Source organism: Stenotrophomonas sp. LST15-1-1.1 (genome assembly GCF_040815575.1).
In the GTDB taxonomy this organism is placed as follows: Bacteria; Pseudomonadota; Gammaproteobacteria; order Xanthomonadales; family Xanthomonadaceae; genus Stenotrophomonas; species Stenotrophomonas lactitubi_B.
This window is the reverse complement of the sequence record NZ_JBFPNJ010000012.1, coordinates 416,839-433,837: the sequence shown is the minus strand read 5'-3', so window position 1 is coordinate 433,837 and position 16,999 is coordinate 416,839. Positions and strand designations below refer to the sequence as shown.

General features: G+C 67.8%; 17 protein-coding genes. 9 read left to right on the top strand and 8 right to left on the bottom strand.

What is annotated here, in order from left to right; translation table 11 throughout:
* Positions 1 to 50: 50 nt before the first annotated feature.
* Positions 51 to 671 (bottom strand): hypothetical protein, encoded by a 621-nt coding sequence (locus tag MRBLST15_RS09740; RefSeq protein WP_367785791.1) that lies wholly within the window; start codon positions 669 to 671, stop codon positions 51 to 53.
* Positions 672 to 764: 93 nt separating this feature from the next.
* On the opposite strand from MRBLST15_RS09740, the gene MRBLST15_RS09735 reads away from it, so the two are divergent.
* From MRBLST15_RS09735 to MRBLST15_RS09700, 8 genes are all read left to right on the top strand, one after another.
* On the top strand, positions 765 to 1,250 hold the full coding sequence (locus MRBLST15_RS09735; protein ID WP_367785790.1) for a CYTH domain-containing protein: 486 nt from the start codon (positions 765 to 767) through the stop codon (positions 1,248 to 1,250).
* An 84-nt stretch (positions 1,251 to 1,334) separates the two neighbouring features.
* Positions 1,335 to 2,042, top strand: a complete 708-nt coding sequence (locus MRBLST15_RS09730) for a DsbA family oxidoreductase (protein WP_367785789.1) — start codon at positions 1,335 to 1,337, stop codon at positions 2,040 to 2,042.
* A 161-nt stretch (positions 2,043 to 2,203) separates the two neighbouring features.
* Positions 2,204 to 3,211 carry a beta-N-acetylhexosaminidase gene (gene nagZ, locus MRBLST15_RS09725; RefSeq protein WP_265952402.1) on the top strand — a complete coding sequence of 336 codons (1,008 nt, stop codon included), beginning with the start codon at positions 2,204 to 2,206 and terminating at the stop codon, positions 3,209 to 3,211.
* Entirely contained in the window at positions 3,211 to 3,765 is a 555-nt protein-coding gene (locus tag MRBLST15_RS09720) for a hypoxanthine-guanine phosphoribosyltransferase (RefSeq protein ID WP_025879180.1), read from the top strand. The genes nagZ and MRBLST15_RS09720 overlap by 1 nt, the downstream gene beginning before the upstream one ends.
* Before the next feature lie 81 nt (positions 3,766 to 3,846).
* Positions 3,847 to 4,593: an S-methyl-5'-thioinosine phosphorylase gene (locus MRBLST15_RS09715; protein WP_367785788.1), complete on the top strand. Its 747-nt coding sequence runs from the start codon at positions 3,847 to 3,849 to the stop codon at positions 4,591 to 4,593.
* Between the two features lie 88 nt (positions 4,594 to 4,681).
* Positions 4,682 to 4,888: a transcription antiterminator/RNA stability regulator CspE gene (cspE, locus tag MRBLST15_RS09710; protein WP_019183439.1), complete on the top strand. Its 207-nt coding sequence runs from the start codon at positions 4,682 to 4,684 to the stop codon at positions 4,886 to 4,888.
* A gap of 386 nt (positions 4,889 to 5,274) precedes the next feature.
* On the top strand, positions 5,275 to 6,543 hold the full coding sequence (locus MRBLST15_RS09705; RefSeq protein ID WP_367785787.1) for an FAD-dependent oxidoreductase: 1,269 nt from the start codon (positions 5,275 to 5,277) through the stop codon (positions 6,541 to 6,543).
* A gap of 177 nt (positions 6,544 to 6,720) precedes the next feature.
* The gene (locus MRBLST15_RS09700; protein ID WP_099819111.1) at positions 6,721 to 6,990 is read left to right on the top strand and encodes a hypothetical protein; all 270 of its coding nucleotides are present in this window, start codon (positions 6,721 to 6,723) and stop codon (positions 6,988 to 6,990) included.
* Between the two features lie 33 nt (positions 6,991 to 7,023).
* Here the strand turns inward: MRBLST15_RS09700 and pdeM are convergent, their stop codons facing one another.
* From pdeM to MRBLST15_RS09680, 4 genes are read right to left on the bottom strand one after another with little or no spacing between them, the layout of a single operon-like run.
* Positions 7,024 to 7,665: a ligase-associated DNA damage response endonuclease PdeM gene (gene pdeM / locus MRBLST15_RS09695; protein ID WP_367785786.1), complete on the bottom strand. Its 642-nt coding sequence runs from the start codon at positions 7,663 to 7,665 to the stop codon at positions 7,024 to 7,026.
* A complete protein-coding gene (locus MRBLST15_RS09690; RefSeq protein WP_367785785.1) occupies positions 7,655 to 10,114 on the bottom strand; it encodes a ligase-associated DNA damage response DEXH box helicase in 2,460 nt (819 codons plus the stop codon). Before MRBLST15_RS09690 ends, pdeM begins: the two co-directional genes overlap by 11 nt.
* The gene (locus tag MRBLST15_RS09685; protein WP_312705949.1) at positions 10,111 to 11,718 is read right to left on the bottom strand and encodes an ATP-dependent DNA ligase; all 1,608 of its coding nucleotides are present in this window, start codon (positions 11,716 to 11,718) and stop codon (positions 10,111 to 10,113) included. The genes MRBLST15_RS09690 and MRBLST15_RS09685 overlap by 4 nt, the downstream gene beginning before the upstream one ends.
* The gene (locus MRBLST15_RS09680) at positions 11,715 to 12,713 is read right to left on the bottom strand and encodes a ligase-associated DNA damage response exonuclease (RefSeq protein ID WP_265952410.1); all 999 of its coding nucleotides are present in this window, start codon (positions 12,711 to 12,713) and stop codon (positions 11,715 to 11,717) included. The genes MRBLST15_RS09685 and MRBLST15_RS09680 overlap by 4 nt, the downstream gene beginning before the upstream one ends.
* Positions 12,714 to 12,827: 114 nt before the next feature.
* Here MRBLST15_RS09680 and MRBLST15_RS09675 point away from each other — a divergent pair, with 114 nt between their 5' ends.
* The gene (locus tag MRBLST15_RS09675) at positions 12,828 to 14,465 is read left to right on the top strand and encodes an acyl-CoA dehydrogenase family protein (protein ID WP_367785784.1); all 1,638 of its coding nucleotides are present in this window, start codon (positions 12,828 to 12,830) and stop codon (positions 14,463 to 14,465) included.
* Between the two features lie 313 nt (positions 14,466 to 14,778).
* Here the strand turns inward: MRBLST15_RS09675 and MRBLST15_RS09670 are convergent, their stop codons facing one another.
* The 3 genes from MRBLST15_RS09670 to MRBLST15_RS09660 form a co-directional block, all read right to left on the bottom strand.
* Positions 14,779 to 15,189, bottom strand: coding sequence for a hypothetical protein (locus MRBLST15_RS09670; RefSeq protein WP_099818948.1), 411 nt, complete (start codon positions 15,187 to 15,189; stop codon positions 14,779 to 14,781).
* Between the two features lie 149 nt (positions 15,190 to 15,338).
* On the bottom strand, positions 15,339 to 15,680 hold the full coding sequence (locus MRBLST15_RS09665) for a hypothetical protein (protein ID WP_089236409.1): 342 nt from the start codon (positions 15,678 to 15,680) through the stop codon (positions 15,339 to 15,341).
* A 124-nt stretch (positions 15,681 to 15,804) separates the two neighbouring features.
* Positions 15,805 to 16,980, bottom strand: a complete 1,176-nt coding sequence (locus MRBLST15_RS09660; RefSeq protein ID WP_312705634.1) for a thiolase family protein — start codon at positions 16,978 to 16,980, stop codon at positions 15,805 to 15,807.
* Positions 16,981 to 16,999: the final 19 nt, after the last annotated feature.

Sequence of the window (16,999 nt, the reverse complement as noted above, 5' to 3'; positions counted from 1 at the left end):
GCCGGGGTCTGTCCGGCGCCTGCCCTGCCGCTTGCATGCAAGCAACGCGCTCAGTCGGCCGGGGCGTTCTGCCACTGGCCGTCCACGCGCACGAAGGCCATCGACTGCTCGCCGTGCTCGTTGCCGTCGCCCGCGCGCACGGTGCATTCGATGACGGCCTTGTCGCTGGCAACGTCGCAGTTCCTCACGTCCTGCACCTGCAGGGTGCCGGCCGCCTGCTCGTATCGCGCGCGCAGGGCGGGGTCGGCCTGCTGCTGCGCCTGTGCGGCGATCCGTTCCCGCAGCAGGGCCTGCACCCGATCCTTCGGCGGCGCCGGAACCGGAACATCGCGCTGGTCAGGCAGGGTCCACACGCCGCCCACCAGGGCCAGCCGCAGCAGCTGCGGTCGCGAATTGATGCCTGCACTGGCGGTGGCGATGCAGTCGACGGCGTCGCCGGCCTCGGCGGCTGCGCAGCTGTCCAGCGCCTGCAGGCGCGGCCGGAAGGTCTCGGCGACCAGGCGGCTGCTGTCGCTGGCGGGGCGATCGGCAATGGCCTGATCGAACATCCGGTCCATCGCGGCCTGTGCCTGCTGCAGCGATGGCATCGCCGTTGATGCGGCATTGGCGGCCACACACGGCAGCAGTGCCGACAGGGCAAGACAGCGACGAAGACGACGGGAAAGTGCCATGGGCGACCCTTCCTTGGTTGGGGGCTGCGCAGTGTAGTCGTGCCTGCCGCCGTGCCGATAGGCAGCATCTGGCGTGAGCCGCATACTGTGCCCATGGGCATCGAAATCGAACGCAAATTCCTCGTCACCCATGATGGGTGGCGCACCGCCGCGCACCGGGTCATCCCGATGGCGCAGGGCTACATCAACGATCTGGGCGCGCTCGACCGCGGCACCCAGAACGCCTCGGTGCGGGTCCGCATCGAAGGCGAGAAGGCCGCACTGAACCTGAAGTCGCGAACGCTGGGCCATACCCGGCAGGAGTTCGACTATCCGATCCCGGTGCAGGATGCGCGCGACCTGCTGGCGCTGTGCGTCGGTGGCCTGATCGACAAGCGCCGGCATCTGGTCGCGTACGCCGGCCTGACCTGGGAAGTGGACGAGTTCCTGGGCGACAACGCCGGCCTGGTGGTCGCCGAAGTCGAACTCGACAGCGCCAACCAGGCCATCGACCTGCCGGACTGGGTCGGCGCCGAAGTGACCGACGACGCGCGCTACTACAACGTGGCGTTGGCCAATAATCCCTATTCACAGTGGTGAAATCCTGAAGCGGGGGCGAAGGGAATGGCGACTTGATTCCCTCCGTCCCCTTTTTTCGGGGCGAGCAGGCCACATGTCGCAGGAATGAGAATCGACATCTACTCCGACGTGGTCTGCCCCTGGTGCTGGATCGGCAAGCATCGCTTCCAGCAGGGTGTGCAGTTGCTGGGCGCCGACGCGCCCGAACTCGAGATCCACTGGCAGCCGTTCCAGCTCGATCCGGATGCGGACGCCACCCCGGTGCCGCTGCGCGAGGCCTATGAGCGTAAGTTCGGCGGTGCCGAGCGCACCGAGCAGATCCTTGGCCAGACCCAGACCACTGCGCGGGCCGAGGGCCTGCCGATGGACTTCAGCCAGGGCCAGGTGCGGGTAACCACGCTGCCGGCGCATCGCCTGCTGTGGCTGGCGGGCCAGCACGGCGTGCAGGAGGCGGTCGGCGAGGCGCTGTTCCGCGCCCATTTCGAGCAGGGGCGGAATCTGGCCGACCCGGCGGTGCTGGTCGAGGCCGGTGCTGCGGGTGGTCTGGCTGCAGATGAGATCCAGCAGATGCTGGCCGGCGATCGTGGCCTGGCCGAAGTGGAAGCGGGCCTGGCGCAGGCCCATGCGCTGGGTATCTCCTCGGTGCCCACCTTCGTCATCGACGGTCGCTGGGCTGTATCCGGCGCCCAGCCGCCGGAAGCCTTCGCCAACGCCCTGCGCCAGATTGCCGCCGAGCAGGCCGCGGGGCAGGGCACGCAGGGTTCCACGGATGGCAGCGACGACGCCTGCGGCGCGGACGGCTGCAAGGTCTGACCGGACCGCAACAGGGGACGGAGGGGAGCAAGTCGTATTCGGCACCAGTGGGCCGATTGCGCGTGGATCCCCTCCGTCCCCTTTTTGACCACTGCGCCTGTTGGCCGGTTCTGCGACAATGCGGCACTGCGCCATGCGGGCGCCCGTTGTGGAGATCGACCATGCTGCTGATCGGCGTTGCCGGTACTGAACTGACCGCCCAGGAACGTGACTGGCTGCAGCACGATGCTGTGGCCGGGGTGGTGCTGTTCAAGCGCAACTTCGCTTCGCGGCAGCAGGTGACCGAACTGTCCGCGGCGATCCGCGCTGCCGCTCCGCGTCCGCAGTTGATCTGCGTGGACCAGGAAGGGGGACGCGTGCAGCGCTTCCGCGAGGGCTTCAGCGAGCTGCCGCCGCTGCAGGACATCGGTGTCCAGTACGCCAGGGACCCCGACGCTGCGCTTGCCTTGGCCGAGCAGCACGCCTGGCTGATGGCCAGTGAAGTGCGTGCCAGCGGTGTGGACCTGAGCTTCGCGCCGGTGGTCGACCTTGGCCGTGGCAATCGCGCCATCGGCAACCGTGCCTTCAGTGAAGACCCGCAGGTCGTGGCCGCGTTCACCGCCGCCTATGTGCGTGGCATGCACGCGGTCGGCATGGCCGCCACCCTCAAGCATTTCCCCGGACATGGCACCGTGCTGGAAGACACCCATGTGGATATCGCGATCGATCCGCGTGCGCTGGATGAACTGCGCGCACAGGATCTGGTCCCGTTCGCGGCCGGTATCGCCGCCGGCGCCGATGCAGTGATGATGGCACACGTGATCTATCCGCAGGTCGCGCCGGAACCCGCGGGCTACTCGCCGCGCTGGATCCAGCAGATCCTGCGCGACGAACTCGGCTTCCGCGGCGTGGTGTTCTCCGACGACATCGGCATGGCCGCCTCGCACAGCGCCGGTGGCGTGCCGGCGCGCGTGCACGCGCACCTGGATGCCGGCTGCGACGTGGTGCTGGTCTGCCACCCGGAACTGGTCGATGAAGCCCTGCACGCGGTGCAGGGACGCTCCCTCAATACCGCTGCGCTGCTGGGCCTGCTCGGCCGCGGCGCACTTGGCTGGGATGGCCTGCTGGCCGATGCCCGCCATGGCGACACCCAATCCCGTCTGCTTCAAACCCTTGGAAGAACCGTCTGATGCCGAACCTCACCATTTCCCAGGCCCTGGCCCAAGCCGACCTGCTGGTCGATCGTCCCACCATCGACAAGGCCATTGCCGGCATCGCCGACGCCATCGCGCGCGATTACCAGGGCGAGGTGCCGCTGTTCCTGTCGATCATGCACGGTGCGCTGCCGTTCGCAGGCCAGCTGGCACTGGAGCTGGGCGCGCGTGGCCAGGACGTGCAGTTCGATTACCTGCACGCCACCCGTTACCGTGGCGAGACCACCGGCGGTGACCTGGTGTGGAAGCACAAGCCGGCCACCGCGCTGTTCGGCCGTCGCGTGCTGCTGGTCGATGACATCCTCGACGAGGGTTACACCCTGCAGGGCGTGCGCACCTGGTGCCTGGAGCAGGGCGCGACCGACGTGCGCATTGCCGCGATGACCGTGAAGAAGCACGACCGCGCGCTGCCGGACGTCACCGCCGACTACGCCGGCATCGAGCTGCCGGACCGCTACGTGTTCGGTTTTGGCATGGACGTCAACGAAACCCTGCGCTGCGTGCCGGCCATCTACGCGATGAAGGAATAACAACGCGGCCGCCTGCGGCCTGCGTTTCCTGCCGCCGGCATCCTCGGGTGCCGGCGTTCTTTTTTCTCTGGAGTGCTTTTCATGCAACAGATCGCCCTGGCCGTGATTGGCGGCACCGGTGTCTATAACCTGGCCCAGCTTGACGACGTGCAGACCCACGAAGTCTCGACCCGTTTCGGGCAGCCGTCCGGCCCGGTGCGGGTCGGGACATTGCTTGGTCATCGCGTGGCTTTCCTGGCGCGCCACGGCGAAGGTCATTCGCTGCCGCCGCACAAGATCAACTACCGCGCCAACCTGGCCGCGCTGCAGCAGATCGGCGCGCAGCGTGTGTTGGCGCTGAATACCGTGGGCGGCATCGGTGACGATTTCGGTCCGCGCGTGCTGGCCTGTCCGGATCAGGTAATCGATTACACCTGGGGCCGGATCAGCACGATCTGCGAAGAAGAAGGCACCGACGTGGTGCACGTCGACTTCGGCCATCCGTATACGCCGATGCTGCGCAGCAAAATCCTGGCGGCGGCGAAGGTGACCGGTGTGAAGGTCCACGACGGCGGTTGCTACGGCGCAACGCAGGGCCCGCGGCTGGAAACCATCGCCGAAATCGCGCGCATGCGCCGGGATGGCTGCGACCTGGTAGGCATGACCGGTATGCCCGAAGCGGCGCTGGCACGCGAGCTGGGGCTGGATTATGCCTGCCTGGCGATCGTTGCCAACTGGGCCGCCGGGTGCGGTGACGGCGAGGAAATCACCATGGCCGAAGTACTGGTCAATGTGCAGGCCGCCAGCAACGGACTTCCGGAACTGGTCGGCGAATTGGCGCGGGGGTGATTGTCTTCGCGTAACAAGCTTTGCATACTCAGCTTGTGCGCGGGTTCAGCGTACACCACCCATTCATTGCATAAGGTCACGCATCACCATGCCGAACGGTACCGTCAAGTGGTTCAACGACGCCAAGGGATTTGGCTTCATCTCGCCGGAGGACGGCAGCGCCGACGTCTTCGCGCACTTCTCCGCGATCAACTCCAAGGGCTTCCGCAGTCTGCAGGAAGGCCAGAAGGTCACCTACGACGTGACCCAGGGCCCGAAGGGCGCCCAGGCCTCGAACATCGTTCCGGCCGAGTGATCCACTCGATAGTGCGTTGAAAACCCCGCTTCGGCGGGGTTTTTTTTTGCGGGCCGTGAACGTGAAGACGCTTTTGCGGGGGGAGCGCCTGTCCCTGCGTGCGAATGTCCCCCGGCGCCGGCCTGCGGCCATCGCCTCCTCCTTTACTTCGCACGCAAGGACAGGCGCTCCCGTTGCGGAATCGCGCGCGCGCCAACAGAGGCCATGAAAGCCGAGCGCCGCCACCACTGTCGGCTCTCCTGCGAAGTAAAGGAGGAGGCAGCCGCGTAGAGGCTGCCGGGGGACATTCGCAGGATGGCCGGCAGTGGTGGCGGAGCCCGATGCAAATCTGCTCGGAAGAGGAGGCGGTCGATGTACCGCCCCTGCGCCGATGGCACAATGCGGGCATGACGGAACGACTGCGCATCGCCGTAATTGGATACGGCACCGCTGGCCAGGCATTGGCCATCCTGCTCACCCGTGATGGCCACGAGGTGGAGATATTCGAACGCGTGCCGACGCCAGGGCCGGTGGGCGCAGGGTTCCTGCTGCAACCCAGCGGACTGCAGGTGCTGTGGCAGATGGGCCTGCTCGATGCCGTGCGCAGCTACGCCATGCCGGTGCACCGGCTGTATGGCGATACGCCGTGCGAGCGTGCGGTGATGGACATGGGCTATGACGGCCTGGATGCGCGCCTGCACGGTATGGGCATGCAGCGCGGGGCGTTGTTCTCGGTACTGGACAAAGCGCGTGAAGGCGCCGGCGAACTGCATGTGGGTACGACCATCGTCGAGGTCGACCACCAGCAGGGACGGCTGCGCGACAGTGACGGCCGCGCGCACGGACCGTTCGATCTGGTGGTTGCTGCCGACGGTGCTGCGTCCACGCTGCGCAACGGCATCGACGGTGGCGCGGCGCTGGACCGGGTGTACCCGTGGGGCGCGCTGTGGTGCCTGTTGCCGGCCGAAGACTGGCCGCACATGCAGCAGCTGCGGCAGCGCTACGTCGCCGCGCGCAAGATGATCGGCCTGCTGCCGGTGGGTAGCCGACCGGGTGACGATACGCCTCGCCTGAGCTTCTTCTGGAGCCTGCCGCGCGCGGATTTCGAGCGCTGGCAGGGCGACGGCATGGCGCCCTGGCTGGAAGAACTGCATGCGCTGTGGCCACAGGCGGGCGCGCGCTTCGCCCATCTGCAGGACGCCGGGCAACTGGCGCGGGCGGTGTACCGCGATGCAGTAATGAAGCGTTGGCACCAGGGCCGACTGGTACTGGTGGGTGATGCGGCGCATGCGATGAGCCCGCAGCTGGGGCAGGGCGTGAACATGGCGCTGCTGGATGCGCTGGCACTGCGCGATGCGTTGCGTGCCCAGGGTGGCGGTGAACCGGCATTGCAGGCCTACCAGGCACAAAGGCGTGCGCATGTGGCGGTCTATCAGCGCTGGAGCCGCTGGCTGACGCCGCTGTTCCAGTCCGATCGCGACGCGTGGGCGAAGGCGCGCGACGTGCTGCTGGGGCCGATGGGACGACTGCCTGGCGGGCGCGGGCACATGCTGCGCGTGCTCAGCGGTACCCAGCACGGGTGGCTGGGCGCGTTGCCGCTCGATCCGGCATTCATCGAAGCGCTGGCCGCCGCACCCTCGGCCGCACAGAGCGTGGCAATTCCGGCCACCGCGTGAATCTCTCGTCACGTCGATTAACGATTACCTCACCCCGTATATGCGACAAGAGATGAGCACGCGGCAGCCGCGTCGCCCGCTTTCCTTTTCGTGATCGATCATCGCGTGGCCCGGGTGGCGTCGCCGTCGCTGCCTGCTGCGGCCCGGATGCGCCGCACGATGCACGAGGAGGACGCCATGTTGTTCGCGGTCGAGAAGCTGGAATCGGAAATCTGCAAGCTGCGCGGTCTTCTGCGGATGCTGCACGAGGACCAGCCCGACGTACTGGAAGATGTGTTCGAGTTCCATGTCGGCAGTTTGATCAGCCACGCATCACCGGAAAACCACGACCATATCCGCGCCTGCGCCCACGAGATGCTGGTGGCGATACAGGCACTGCCGCGCCACGCCGACGAGGAAGCGCCGGATTTCAGCCTGATGCCCGGGATCGTCGCCCGTCCGTCGTAATGCAGGCCAGGCCTCGACGCAGGCCCCGAAGAATCAGCGAACCGGCAGCGGCACCACGCTGTCTTCCACACAGGCGAGCAGCTGTTCGCCCGGTGCCAGTACAGGCACGACACCGGCGGTGAATGCCGAGAACGCCGGCAGGATGGTGATGCCCTGGCGCAGCCAGAACGCGGGGAAGCGCCGACGCAATGCCGGCAACGCAACCTGCGGATGCACATGGCCCGCCAGCACGTGCGCGGAGGCATCGGCCAGCGGCTCGTGCCGCAGCAGGAACGGTCCCAAGCGCGCGTCGTCATGCATCTGCACCTGCAGCGCTGCCTTCGGCAGATCACGGTCGTGATTGCCGCGCACCACGTGGATGTCCAGCGCAACATGCTGCTGGCGCCAACCAAGCCATTGCTGGTACCAGGCCGCGCGATGCGCCGGGCCATGCAGGACGTCGCCGAGAATCCATAGTTGCTGGCACTGGTGGGTGGCCACCATGTGCTGCAGGCGCTGCAGGTCATTGCCGGTACCGCCGGCCGGCAGGGCGATTCCTGCGCGCCGGAATACGTCCGCCTTGCCCAGGTGCAGGTCGGCGATCAACAACGTGCGACGCGCTGGCCACAGCAGCGCTCGTCCGCCCAGCAGCAGCATCGACTCACCGCCCAGCTGCAGCGGCAGATCAGCGGCCATGACGCCGCTCCAGCTGTTGCGCGGCACGCTGCACGCGCGTGCGCCAGTCTTCATTGCTGAACTGCCCACGCAGGCGCTCGGCCCACAGCGGAAACGCCAGCGGCGTCAGCGATGATGGCTGCTGCAGCGACAACGAACGTGTGGCGATGCCTGCCAGCACCTGCTGCAGCCCGGGCAGATCCAGGCTGTCGTGCAGCACCTCATGCTCGGCCAGTGCCAACAGCAGATGCTCCGGGTCGTGCTCGCGGAGCACGTCATGCAGCAGACCGGCGGAGGCCTGCAGCTGGCGCAGCGATCGTGGCATGCCGCCAGGCAGGCTGGGCACCAGCAGGCCCGCCACGCGCGCGATGCCGCGGAACTGACGGCGCGCCAGCTCACCCAGGTTCACCGCTTCGCGCAGGTCCTGCAGCAGGCCGTCAGCATCCAGCATCGCCCGCCAGTCCTGGTCCTGCAGGTCCACCGGCGTTGCCGGAGCGAGCACCAGGCCATGGTCGTTCACCGCATAGCCGATGCTGTTGCGCTGTTGCCGGGTGCAGCGCAGGGCCAGCAATGCGGCCAGCGCTTCATGCACATGGCGACCCGCAAAGGGATAGACGAACAGGAACTGTCCCTCGCGTCGGCGCACGTCCTCCACCAGCAGGTGGCCGGGCGATGGCGGCGCAGACAGCTGCGACTGCAACGCCAGCAGCGGCGCAAGCCAGCGCGACTCCGCGCTCTGGTCGGCTCCTGACAGCACCTTTTCCAGTTCGCGTCCCAGTGGCATCGACAACGGCAGCTGCCCGCCCTGCCAGCGCGGCACCACGCCATCACCACCGCCGCGTGCCACGCGCACGAACGCGGTCATGTCGCGCAGCTGCACCAGCTCCAGCAGGCGTCCTGCAAACTGGAAGCGGTCGCCCCGGCGCAGGCGGCTGGCGAACTGCTCTTCCACCGCGCCCAGGCTGCCGCCACGCAGGAACTGCACGCGCACGCTGCCGTCGCTGCTGATGGTGCCGATCGACAGCCGATGGCGCAGCGCCTGGCGGCGATCGGGCATGCGGTAGATGCCCTCGGCATCGCGTACCACCTTGTGGAACTCCGGATACCGGGACAGCGCACGTCCGCCCTGCACGATGAAATCGAGCACGGCATTCCACTGCCCGTCCTCCAGCGCGGCGAAGGCATGCGTGCCACGAACCTGCTGCAGCAGTGCATCGGCGTCGAAGCCGCCAGCCAGCGCGCGGCTGACCGCGTGCTGGGCCAATACATCCAGCGACAAGGTGGGAGGACGGCGTGCTTCGATCATCCCGTCATGCAGCGCGCGTCGGGCCGCCGCGTACTCGGCCAGTTCCAGCGCATGGCTGGGAATGCACAGTATTTCACCGCTGGCACCGGGCCGATGGCGCGCACGCCCGGCCCGCTGGCGCAGGCGGGCTACGCCCTTCGGACTGCCCAGCTGCAGCACCTGGTCCACTTCCGGAAAGTCCACGCCCAGATCCAGGCTGGACGTGGCCACCACGCACCGCAGCGTGCCCGCACGCAGTCCGTCTTCAACCTGCTGGCGCAGCGTGGGATCCAACGAGCCGTGGTGCAGGGCGAGCGTGCCGGCATCCTCCGGCCACACCGCCGCGAGGGCCTGGTGCCACAGTTCCGCCTGCGCACGTGTGTTGGTGAAGAGCAGGCTGCTGCGCGCGCGGAACAGTGCATCGAGCACGCGCGGCAGTTGCGCCAGGCCAAGATGCCCGGCCCATGGAAAGCGTTCGCCGGGTTCGGGCAGCAGGCTGCGGATCGTCACCGGACGTTGCCGTGCACCTTCCACGATCGGTGACTGTGGCCGGTGCGGCAGCAGTACGTCGCGTGCCTGCGGCAGGTTGCCCAATGTTGCCGACAGCCCCCACAGCTGCATCGCGGGCGCCGCCGCACGCAGCAGCGCCAGGTTCAACTGCAGCAGCACGCCGCGCTTGTTGCCCAGCAGTTCGTGCCATTCGTCCACCACCACGCAGCGCAACTGGCGCATGCGCTCAAGAGTGTCGGGATAGCTGAGCAGCAGCGCCAGCGACTCCGGTGTGGTCACCAGCACATCGATGCGACCTTCGCGCGCCAGGCGCCTGTCACGGTTGCTGGCATCGCCGCTGCGCAGCCCCACGCGCCAGCCCAGGCCAAGGCCATCGATCGGCGCCTGCAGCGCGCGTGCGGTATCGCTGGCCAGCGCCCGCAGCGGTGTCACCCACAGCACCTGCAGCGGGCGTACCGCGCTGGCGCGACGCGGTGCGGGGGGCGGGTCGAGCATCGCCTGCAGCACCGGGCCACCGAACATGGCAAGGGTCTTGCCGCTGCCGGTAGGCGTGTGCAGCAGGCCCGATTCGCCGGCCAGGTAGTGTCGCCACATCGCGCGCTGGAAGGGCAGCGGGCGCCAGCCGCGGCTGCCGAACCAGTCGTTCAGGCGCTGCAGCGCATCGCTGCGCTTCATCGCGCCAGCGCCTGCAACTGGGCGAGATGGTCGGCTTCGGCAGCCGGTTTGTCGTGGCGCCAGCGCAGGATGCGTGGAAAGCGCACGGCGATGCCGGACTTGTGCCGTGCGCTGCGGTTGACCGCTTCGAAACCGAGTTCGAACACCTGCTCGGCACTGACGCTGCGTACCGGCCCGAAGCGCTCGCGGGTATGCGCGCGGATCCAACGGTCGAGGGCGAGGATTTCCTTGTCGTCCAGCCCGGAATAGGCCTTGGCCACGGGAACCAGCGTGTCGCCATCCCACACCCCGAAGGTGTAGTCGGTGTACAGCGTGCTGCGCCGGCCATGACCTGCCTGTGCATACAGCAGTACGGCATCGATGGTGAGCGGCTCGACCTTCCACTTCCACCAGTCGCCACGGCGACGCCCGGACTGGTAGATCGAATCGCGGCGCTTCAGCATCAGCCCTTCCACGCCGCGCTCGCGCGATGCTTCGCGCAGCTGCGCGGCATGCTGCCAATCGTCGGCGGTCACCTCGGGCGACAGCTGGATGCGCGGATCGCCGAGCGCGCCGACCACCTCGGCCAACTGCGCGCGACGTTGCTGCAGTGGCAGCGCACGCAGGTCCTCACCGTTGCGTTCAAGCAGATCATAGGCGAGCACGCGCACCGGCGTGTTGCGCAGGGTGGCGGCGCCGGGCTTGCGGCGCTGGATGCGGGTCTGCAGTGCGGTGAATGCACGCGGAAGATTGTCGGCGTCGTCCCATGCCAGCAGTTCGCCATCCAGCACGCAGCCATCGGGCAGTGATGCGGCGGCCTGTTCGATCTCCGGGAAGCGACCGTCCAGCCGTTCTTCGCCGCGCGACCACAGCGCCACTTCGCCTTGGCGCCGAAGCAGCTGCAGGCGGATGCCATCCCACTTCCATTCCAGCAGCCAGTCGCCGATCTCGCCCAGTCGCTCGGTGGGCTCACCTTCCAGCGGCGAGGCGAGGAAGAATGGATAGGGCTGTTGGCGATCGGTCGGCAGTTCTTCGGCAGACAGCAACATGGCAAGCAGGCCGGGGGAGGGCACCCAGTCGCCGAGCATGCGCTGGGCGATGCGGGCGATGTCCAGCCCGGACCACTCCGCCAGTGCCTGCTGCACCACGCGCTGCGATACGCCAACGCGCAGTGCACCGGTCAACAGTTTGTTGAAGACCAGGCGCTCGGTCGAAGCAAGCTTGCGCCAGCCCTCGACTACAGCGGTACGGCGCACGGGCTCTGGCTGGTTGGCGATGGCAAGCAGGTGTTGTTCGATCCAGTCGGCCAGGGGGCGATCCTCGCCTTCGCTGGCCGGATCATCCAGCAGCAGCGTGAGCGTCTCGGCAAGGTCGCCGACCTGCGCGTAGCTGTCCTCGACCAGCCATGGCGGCAGGCCGGATTCTTCGGCGATCCACGCCCGCAGTTCGCCACTGCCTGCAATCTTGCGGCGTGCGCCGCCCACCTTGCCACCGCTGAGCAGAAACAGCGCCCACGCTGCATCGTGCGGACGTGCGTGCCGGAAGTAGTCGATCAGCGCCGCGCGCTTGTCCAGCGTCGCGGTGCTGCGATCCAGTCGCTGGTACAGCGCGGCGAAGGCCTTCATTCCTCGCCTCCGAAGTCGGTGCGGAAGGCTTCGGCGGCAATGCCGCGTTCGCGCAGGTACGGAATCAGCGCATCGGTGTTGCCGTGGGTGGCGATGATCCTCTTCGCGCCGGTCTGCGTGATGGTCTGCAGCAGGGCCGGCCAATCGGCATGGTCGGAGATCACAAAGCCACGGTCGACGTTGCGGCGGCGGCGATTTCCGCGCAACTGCATCCAGCCCGAGGCGAAGCCGAGCTGGTGGCGGCCGAACCGGCGCAGCCAGGGCGTGCCGGCGGCCGAGGGCGGCGCCAGGATCAGCTGGCCGGCCGCATCGGGCTGACGTCCCTGCTCGGCAACGGTGAGCGTGTCGAGCATCGGTACACCGGCCTGGCGATAGACGGCGACGCCGTTGGCGATGGCGCCATGCAGCCACGCAGGCTGGTCATCCACCGCGCGCAGCTCGGCCAGCACGCGTTGCGCCTTGCCCAGCGCGTAGCAGAGCAGCACGGCCGCTTCCCCGCGCTGCGCACACTCGCGACGCCAGGCGGCGATCTCGGCCGCCACCGCGTGGGTATCGGGCCAGCGATAGATCGGCAGCGCAAAGGTCGCCTCGGTGATGAAGGTATCGCAGGGCACCACTTCGAACGGTGTGCAGGTGGGGTCGGGCTGGCGCTTGTAGTCGCCCGACGCCACCCAGACCTGCTCGCCGTCGTCGATGCGCACCTGCGATGAGCCGAGCACGTGGCCGGCGGGATGCAGAGATACCTGCACCCGGCCCAGCGCAAACGGCACGCCCTCGGCATGCGCGTGCAGCGGCACATCGCCCAGGCGCCAGCGCAGGATCGGCACGCTGCCGGTGCTGCAGTGGTATTCGCCCATGCCCGGACGCGCATGGTCGCCATGGCCATGGGTGATGACCGCGCGCGGCACCGGCCGCCAGGGATCGATATGGAAATCGCCTGCCGCGCAGTACAGCCCTTCCGGCCGCAGTACCACCAGATCGTCATTGCCTGCCATGCCCTCACTGTGGCGTGGCGGTCGTGCACGCGGCGAGAATCGGCCTGAACGCGGGATTGCCGGACGATACGGCACAATCGGGCCGCACACCTCTTGCCGGCGGGGAAGGAACCGATGAGTGGACCGAGCTTCAACAGCAGCGCTCCCTACGAAACCCACGTGGTGCTCAACCAGCCGCCACCGTTCGCCGGCCGCCAGTTGTGGACCGACGACATCGCGCTGATGGAGGCCGTACAGCGCGAGGGCGCGGCAGCCTTCGCGCCACGCCTGGCGGTGTATGGAGGACTGGCCGGGGACGAGCTGTACCGCATCGGCTTCGACGCCAACCGCGACCGCCCACGCCTTCGCACGCACGATGCGCAGGGCCATCGCATCGATACCGTGGAATTCCATCCGGCGTACCACCAGCTGATGCAGACGGCGAAGGAGCACGGCGTTGCAGGACTGTCCTGGCATGAGCCGCAGCCCGGCGCCCATGTTGCGCGCGCTGCACTGAGCTACCTGCACCACCAGGCCGAGGCAGGCACCAGCTGCCCGCTGACCATGACCCATGCCGCAGTGGCCGTGCTGCGCGGGCAGCCGCATCTGGCCGATTGGTCGCGCAAGGCCGCCGCACCGGTGTACGACCCGCGCGATGTGCCGGTGGCCGACAAGGCCGGCATCACCCTGGGCATGGGCATGACCGAGAAGCAGGGCGGCTCGGACGTGCGCGCCAACACCACCCGCGCCGAACCCATCGATGGTGAGCGCTATCGACTGATCGGACACAAGTGGTTCTTCTCCGCACCCATGTGCGATGGCTTTCTGGTACTGGCGCAGGCGCCGGCCGGATTGACCTGCCTGCTGATGCCACGGCGCCTGGCCGACGGGGATCGCAATGCGTTCCGCCTGATGCGCTTGAAGGACAAGCTGGGCGACTGGGCCAACGCCTCCAGCGAAGTGGAGTTCTGCGGTGCCCAGGCCTGGCGGGTGGGCGAGGAGGGACGCGGCGTGGCCACCATCATCGGCATGGTGATGATGACCCGGCTGGACTGCATGCTGGGCGCTGCGGCGGAAATGCGCATGGCGCTGGCGCAGGCGCTGCACCACGCGCGGCATCGGCGCACCTTTGGAAAGCCACTGATGGACCATCCGCTGATGGCCAACGTGCTGGCCGATCTGGCGCTGGAATCGGAAGCTGCCACGGTGCTGGCGATGCGTATCGCGCGCGCGGTCGATCACGCCGGCAGCGATCCGGTCGAGGCCGCGCTCGCGCGGTTGGGGACGGCATTGGGCAAGTACTGGATATGCAAGCGTGCGCCTGCGTTCGTCAACGAAGCGCAGGAATGCCTGGGCGGTGCCGGCTACGTGGAGGAATCGATGTTGCCGCGGCTATACCGGCAGGCGCCGTTGAATTCGATCTGGGAGGGCAGCGGCAACATCCAGTGCCTGGACGTGCTGCGCGCGCTGGCGCGCGAGCCGGAGGTGCTGGCGGCACTGCAGGGTGAACTGGAGGCGGTGGCCGACCGTGATGCGCGCTATGCGGCCGCACTGCAGCGTTGGCGCGATGCGGCGGCACCGGAGGAGGCGCAGGCGCGCGTGTTCTGCGAACGGACTGCCCTGCTGCTGCAGGCGGCGTTGTTGCTGCGCGCACGCAGTCCGATGGCCGAGGCGTTCATCCGCAGCCGGCTGCAGGGCGAACATGGGTTGGCATTCGGCACGCTGCCGGCCGGGGTGGATGTGGCGGGGATGCTGGCGCGCGCGCTGCCGTAGGTGACGGCCAACGGCGGAGCCCCTCGTGGTGGGCGCTGCAGGAGCGTGGGCAGGGCCGCGCGGGTGGGCTGCGCAGGGGGCGCCGTAAATACGTCCATGTAGGCTCGGGCGCGCCATCCATGGCGCTTACGCCCCTGCGCAGCCCACCCGCGCGGCCTTGGACGGTTTCCGTGCGCGTCCAGCACGGAATCAACAGAAGAAGCGAAAAGCAGAAAGCAGAAAAGCCGCGGCGATGCCGCGGCTTTTCCTGTAGAGCCGAGCCCGTGCTCGGCTTTTTCCGGTAGCCGGGCCATGCCCGGCGAACTCGAAGGCCTTAGTGCTTGGCTTCTTCCTTGGCGGCAGTGGCCTTGGCGTCGTCGGCCACGTCGCGAGCCTTGTCGGCAACTTTCTGCGCGGCATCGGCAGTGGCGTCGCTGGCGTGCGCGGCGGCATCGGTCGCTGCGACCTTGGCCTTGTCAGCCGCGTTGGCGGTCGCGGCGGCAGCGCTGTCCAGCGCCTGCTGGGTGTCGGCGGCAGCCTGCTCGGAGGCGGCCGCGGTCTTGTCGGCGGCCTCACGGGTGGCTGCGGCAGCCTTGTCGACGGCATCGCGTGCGGCAACACCAGCACTGTCGGCGGCCTGCGCGGCATCCTGTTTGGCCTGTTCGGCTTCCGGGCCCTTGCAGGCGGCCAGTGCGAGCAGCAGGGAGGCGGCCAGCAGGGTGGTGGTCAGCGGGCGAATCTTCATGGCGGTCTCCGGTGCTGCAATGGATGGGGACGCCAGCCTATTCATACCGTTGTGAAGACGTGGTGGTGACCTGCGCACGGAACGGCGCGCAAAGAAAAAGCCGCTGGCGAACCAGCGGCTTCTTCAGAACAGCTTGAAGAAAGAAGTTATTACTTCTTGGCTTCTTCAGCAGCGTCCTTGGCCTTCTCGGCGGTGCCTTCAGCAGCCTTGGCAGCGTCGGCAGCAGCGCCGGCAGCAGCGTCGGTGGCAGCGCCAGCAGCCTGGGCAGCGGCGTCAACCGAAGCGTCAGCAGCGGTGGCGGCGGTGTCAGCGGCCTGCTGGGCAGCGTCGGCGGTCTGGGCGCCAGCAGCGGCGGCCTGGTCGGCAGCAGCCTGGGCTTCGGTGGCGGCCTGGTTGGCCGAAGCAGCGGCGTCCTGGGCAGCTTCCTGCTTCGAGCAGGCGGCCAGGGCCAGAGCCAGGGACATCGCGACCAGCAGCTTGTTGATGCTCATTGTGTAAATCCTCGTCGTTAGAATTAGGCAACGCGCATGCTGCGCGCCGACAACATGATGACAAGCCAAGATTGGGTGTCAAGCGATCCCGCATTCATTTTTGCGAAATAGACGTTAAACCCTTTCAGATCAACTCGATGGCGATTGCCGTCGCTTCGCCGCCGCCGATGCACAGGGTGGCAATGCCGCGCTTGCCGCCGCGCGTGCGCAATGCGTTGACCAGGGTGACCACCAAGCGTGCGCCAGAGGCACCGATGGGATGGCCCAACGCGCAGGCACCGCCATTCACGTTGAGCTTGTCGTGCGGGATGCCCAGTTCGCGCATCGGCGCCATCGCCACCACGGCGAAAGCCTCGTTGACTTCGAACAGATCGATCTGGTCCAGCGACCAGCCGGTCTTCTCCAGCAGCGTGTGGATGGCACCGATCGGGGCGGTGGTGAACCACTCCGGCTCCTGCGAGTGGGTGGCATGGCCGACGATGCGTGCCAGCGGCTGCAGGCCGCGTGCGGCAGCATCTTCTTCGGTCAGCAGGACCACGGCAGCGGCGCCATCGGAAATGCTGGAGGAGCTGGCGGCGGTCACGCTGCCGTCCTTCTTGAAGGCCGGGCGCAGGGTCGGGATCTTGGCAATGTCCGAACGGCCGGGCTGTTCGTCGCTGGCGACCTCGACGTCACCCTTGCGGGTGGCGACCTTCACCGCAACGATTTCGTCGGCGAAGGCGCCGTTGGCCTGGGCCGCCTGTGCGCGCTTGACCGATTCGATGGAGTAGGCGTCCTGCTCTTCGCGGGTGAACTGGTACTTGTCCACGGCACATTCGGCGAATTCGCCCATGGCCTTGCCGTCGTAGGCATTGACCAGGCCGTCGTGGGCCATGTGGTCCACGGCCTGGAAGTTGCCGAAACGGTTGCCGGTGCGCGAGTTGGGCAGCAGGTGCGGGGCGTTGGACATCGATTCCATGCCGCCGGCGACCACGACCTTGGCCGAACCGGCCTTGATCAGGTCATGGCCGAGCATGATGGCCTTCATGCCCGAACCACAGACCTTGTTGAGGGTGGTCGCGCCGACCGACAGCGGGATGCCGGCGGCGATCGCTGCCTGGCGGGCTGGGGCCTGGCCGAGATTGGCCGGCAGCACGCAGCCCATCAGCACTTCGGAGACGTCGCTGGCAGGAACGCCCGACTGTTCCAGTGCGGCAGCGATGGCGGCCGCGCCGAGGGTCGGGGTCGGAACGCCGTTGAACTGGCCGAGGAAGGAGCCGATGGCAGTGCGCTTGGCGGCGGCGATGACGATGTTGGACATGGCAATCTCGTTGATGCGT